Source organism: Acetatifactor sp. (assembly GCF_982438285.1).
On record NZ_CEWDFQ010000262.1, the window covers coordinates 1 to 4,431 of the forward strand.

General features: G+C 50.8%; 4 protein-coding genes and 1 pseudogene. 2 read left to right on the top strand and 3 right to left on the bottom strand.

Annotated features, from left to right (window positions below):
- Positions 1-194, top strand: a pseudogene (locus AC1WIP_RS12005) (hypothetical protein); the annotation flags it as partial.
- A gap of 66 nt (positions 195-260) precedes the next feature.
- Entirely contained in the window at positions 261-1,220 is a 960-nt protein-coding gene (locus AC1WIP_RS12010) for a DUF4097 family beta strand repeat-containing protein (protein ID WP_481142047.1), read from the top strand.
- On the opposite strand, the gene AC1WIP_RS12015 is transcribed toward AC1WIP_RS12010, so the two are convergent.
- From AC1WIP_RS12015 to AC1WIP_RS12025, 3 genes are all read right to left on the bottom strand, one after another.
- Positions 1,208-2,113 (bottom strand): pyridoxamine kinase, encoded by a 906-nt coding sequence (locus AC1WIP_RS12015; RefSeq protein ID WP_481142048.1) that lies wholly within the window; start codon positions 2,111-2,113, stop codon positions 1,208-1,210. The two genes, AC1WIP_RS12010 and AC1WIP_RS12015, sit on opposite strands and share 13 nt — an antisense overlap.
- Complete coding sequence (locus AC1WIP_RS12020) at positions 2,110-2,709, bottom strand: ECF transporter S component (protein WP_481142049.1); 600 nt, start codon at positions 2,707-2,709, stop codon at positions 2,110-2,112. Before AC1WIP_RS12020 ends, AC1WIP_RS12015 begins: the two co-directional genes overlap by 4 nt.
- A gap of 97 nt (positions 2,710-2,806) precedes the next feature.
- Positions 2,807-4,228: an alanine/glycine:cation symporter family protein gene (locus tag AC1WIP_RS12025; RefSeq protein WP_481142050.1), complete on the bottom strand. Its 1,422-nt coding sequence runs from the start codon at positions 4,226-4,228 to the stop codon at positions 2,807-2,809.
- Between the last annotated feature and the right edge of the window lie 203 nt (positions 4,229-4,431).

Below are 4,431 nucleotides of genomic sequence, written 5' to 3' on the forward strand. Positions count from 1 at the left end.
TGGGTATTATGTGTCTGTTTACGGACCCTCTGGTGGGGCTTGCGCTTTTTGGAGGAGGACTGGTATGCGGCGGCGTAGGGATTTTATTTTTGATGCTCACAGTGGCCATGGCAGGTATTGCAACGCCGGCTATCTGCAAGGGAATTGCAGGACTGTTTAAAAAGAAATCTCCCAAAAACGCTCCGGCGGCCTGAAAGGCTGAGACATTTGAATGACGGCAGACTTAAAGACGAGAGACGGCGGGATGAGAAAGGTATGGTATGAAAATGAAAAGGTTTATGAAGGGCTGTGCCATCACAGCATTGATATTTGTGGTACTGGGATTGATCCTGGGGATCGCGGCTGGAAATGCCAGAGGAAGAATTGCTATTCAGGATGCAGTGGAGGCCATCACCGGCGGAAGGGTGCGTCTGCAGCTTGGCGGTCTGGAAGATGTGGGGGATGATCTCATGGAACAGATCGGCGGCGGAGGATATTATGATATCGAGGATGCAATTCCTTTTGCAGATGGATATGATATCCTGGAGGGCGATGTAGAGCGTTATGCCCTGACCGGAGACATCCGTAATTTAGACATAGAGATAGGGGGCTGCGTGCTCTATCTGGAGCAGTCTCCGGACGCAGAATTTTATCTGGAAGCGAAAAATATGAAAAGCCTCCAGGGATATGTGGAAGGCGACACTATTTATGTGAAGGCGCTGCGAAACGGGAATATCTGGGATGAGATAAAGAATTGCGAGATTACCTTGTATGTTCCACAGGGAGTCTATTTAGACAGCGCAGACATGAGTGTGGGAGCAGGCAGCATTCAGATCGAGGAGCTTGATGCCGGGGAGATTTTTCTGGAAGCGGGCGCCGGGGAGATTACAGCCAAACGGCTGCAGGCGGATACGCTGGAAATGAATGTAGGAGCTGGCCTGATTGAGGCATATGAGCTTGAGGTGAGACAGCTTGATGGAGAAGTCGGTGTGGGACATCTTTATCTGGAGGGCGATGTGACAGAGCGTGGGGATATTCAATGCTCCATGGGCAGCGTGGAAATGTATCTTGAGATGGGGGAAGAGGATTATAATTATGCGGTAGAATGCGGTATGGGAAGCGTTGAGATCGGCGGCAGAGACTACAGCGGACTGGCCAGAGAACAGTATGTGGACAACGGCGCTGCAAGACAGCTTGATGTGGACTGCGCTATGGGCAGCGTTGAAATTTATTTTGACTGATTTTGCCGGATCAATTCGCCCAGGTATTTCTCAAAAATAACGCCCTCTCTCACGGGGATATTTGCCCTCTCGCTGCCTTGGATGCACAGAGCCACAAAGTCAGCCGCCTTTTTTACGGAAGCGTAAAAATCTCTGTGGTGAAGAGCGTCTGCAGCCAGTATGGAGGCAAACAGATCCCCCGTGCCGGGGCGGCTGCTTCCTGCGGCGGGAGCCAGATAGGTACTGCGGCTTTTGTTTTCCCAGATATAATTCATGAAAAAGCTGGCGTGGGTAAGACCGGTGATGACGATTTTGCCCGGACATAGTTCGGAAAGCTTTTCGCACAGGGATAAAAGTTCGTAATCCGTCCAATAGCTTTCCCGGCAGGGAGTATCCGTAAGGAGGCATGCCTCCGTGATATTGGGCGTCAGGATATCTGCACGGCCCATCAGGCTTTTCATGCGCCGGCAGTGCTCCCCTGTGATGGTAGAGTAGGGCTTGCCGTGATCACCCATAACAGGGTCCAAAAGAAAAAGCCCCGGCTCAAAGGCATCCAGAAATTCCTCCACGATGGAAAACTGCTCCACGCTTCCCAAAAAACCACAGTAAAGTCCGTCAAAGGTGATTCCCATTTCCTGCCAGGGACGCAGATATTCCCGCATGTGCGGAGTGTAATCATCAAAATGACAGAGAGGGAAGCCCAGGTGGTTGGATAAAATAGAAGTAGGCACAGGGCAGACCTGTACCTCCATGGCGCTGATCACAGGTAGGGAAACTGTGGTGGAGCAGCGCCCGAAGCCTGCAATATCATTAATCATGGCAAGGCGCGGAATTTCTGCCGCGCCTTTTTGTGTGCCTTGATTTTGTGCATTCTGATCCTGCGTGTTTTTTGGATTTTGTAAAGGATTGATCATACCAGCCTCTTTTTTCCAATCATGTCGTTTAAAAGGCCGGTCTTTTTCATGGCGGGACGGAGGGCCATGTACACTGCCACCGATACGATCAGTGAAATAACCGCGTTAATAGAGGTGGAGGCCACGTTCCAGACCAGAGTAATCTCTGCCGCAGGCTTGCCCAGAATGAGCAGCTTGTAAAAGTATCCGGCCAGGGGATCGAAGATCACGTTGAACAAAAGGCCCCCTGCCGCCGCAAGGCTGCTCCACAAAAGAACCTTCTTGTGATCGGTTTCCTCGCTGATTTTACCGATCCGGTGGGCAATGAGCCCGGTGATCAGACCGATGCAAAGCTTCAGGATAAAGGTTTTCGGGGCGTACACCACATACACGGGGTCCAACAGATCGCCGATGGTCATGCCGATGGCGCCGCCGATGCCGCCGTATACGCCGCCCAGAAGCAGGGCGCCCAGCACACAGACCGCATTTCCCAGATGAATGGAGGTTGCGTCGCCTCCGGGCAGAAAGATTTTTATCTGCAAAAAGGTGAAGACTACATAGGATAAAGCGGCCATAAGACCGGTCAGTGCAATTTTTTGTGCCATATGATTTTTCATAATGATACCTCCCTTTCGTTATATCACATTATAAACAAAAGTGGTATCATAAAAAGTGCCAGAATAGAATTTTTTTATCAGTCCAGTTCAAACCAAATCAGTCCGCCGTCTTTTCCCTTTTTTGGTCGTCAATGACCGGTACGGGAGTGTCATCCCAGGCATCCAGATCGTTTATGTATTTCTTAGTTTCCCGGGCAATCACGTTTGACAGTAAAAGCACCGCCAGGAGATTTGGTATGGCCATAAGGGCATTTAGGATATCCGCCAGCGCCCACACTACGTCCAGGGTCACGATAGGCGCGATGGCGGCTACGGCCACATACAGAACACGGTAGGGAATTAATCCCTTCTTTCCTGCAAAGTATTCCACTGCGCGCTCTCCGTAGTAAGCCCAGCCAAGTACGGTGGAAAAAGCAAAGCAGATCAGACCCAGGGTCAGGATAATGGGACCAAGATAGGGAATCTGGTCAAAAGCCAGGGTGGTTAAAATACCGCCGTCTGTGATTTCATCGGCGTTGATAGAGGGGTTTTTCATAATGGTGGACACCAGTACAAGACCGGTCATCAGGCACACCACCACAGTGTCCCAAAAGGTGCCTGTGGAGGAGACCAGAGCCTGCCTGACGGGATTCCGGGTCTGTGCGGCAGCTGCCGCAATGGGTGCAGAGCCCATGCCGGACTCATTGGAAAACAATCCACGGGCGATACCGTAGCGCATGGCCATCATAATGCCGGTTCCCACCAGACCGCCTGCAGCGGCTCCCGGCTTGAAGGCAAGTCTCAGAATGGTGGAGACGGCAGGTATGATATAGTCATAATTTATGCCTAAAATAATCAGGCAGCCGGCCACATAAAAGATAGCCATAAAAGGCACCAGCTTTTCACATACGTTGGCAATGGAGCGGATGCCTCCAAAGATAACCACGCCTGTAAGCACCGCAATCACAAGGCCTACAATCCAGCCTGGTATGCCTGTGTTCGTCTTTACCACATTGGCAATGGCGTTTACCTGGGTGGCGCACCCGATGCCGAAGGAAGCGAAGCCGGCAAAGACCGCAAAAATCATACCCAGCACGGCGCCCAGCTTTTTCCATTTCAAGCCTCTTGAGAGGGCGTACATGGCGCCGCCCTGCATACGTCCGTCCGCCTTTTTCACCCGGTATTTTACCGCAATCAGTGATTCCGCATATTTTGTGGCAATCCCGAATACGCCGGAAAGCCAGCACCACAAAACGGCTCCCGGACCTCCAAGCGCGATTGCCGTGCCCACGCCTACAATATTGCCGGTTCCGATGGTGGCGGCCAACGCCGTTGTGAGGGCGCCGAAATTGGACACTTCCCCCTCGGCGTCGGGGTCCTTTGTCACGGAGAGCCGGATTCCCTTGGTGATGGATTTCCATTGGATAAACCCGGTGCGGAACGTCATAAAGATATGGGTTCCAAACAACAGGATGATGAGCCACCAGCCCCAGATTACGTTATCCAATTCCAAAATAAAGTTACCGATTGCTTCAAACATAATTTTTCCTTCTTTCAGCAGATATTCTTTTTACCATGTTAACAGTTTACTGGAATAAAGTAAAAATGGCAATCTTTTTTTGCGGCGTTTTATGTAACAGTTCAGCATAAGCTGGTATAATGAAACAGCGAAGGAGACAAAGGGAGTGGAGAATCTGATTTGCAAAGGAGGCAGTTCATGGATTATTTAAACCATAATATAGC

Bases quoted from the DNA above. Each gene is read 5' to 3' on its own strand.
- AC1WIP_RS12015 (WP_481142048.1), bottom strand. From the start codon at position 2,113: ATGATCAATCCTTTACAAAATCCAAAAAACACGCAGGATCAGAATGCA.
- AC1WIP_RS12010 (WP_481142047.1), top strand. From the start codon at position 261: ATGAAAATGAAAAGGTTTATGAAGGGCTGTGCCATCACAGCATTGATA.
- AC1WIP_RS12025 (WP_481142050.1), bottom strand. From the start codon at position 4,228: ATGTTTGAAGCAATCGGTAACTTTATTTTGGAATTGGATAACGTAATC.
- AC1WIP_RS12020 (WP_481142049.1), bottom strand. From the start codon at position 2,709: ATGAAAAATCATATGGCACAAAAAATTGCACTGACCGGTCTTATGGCC.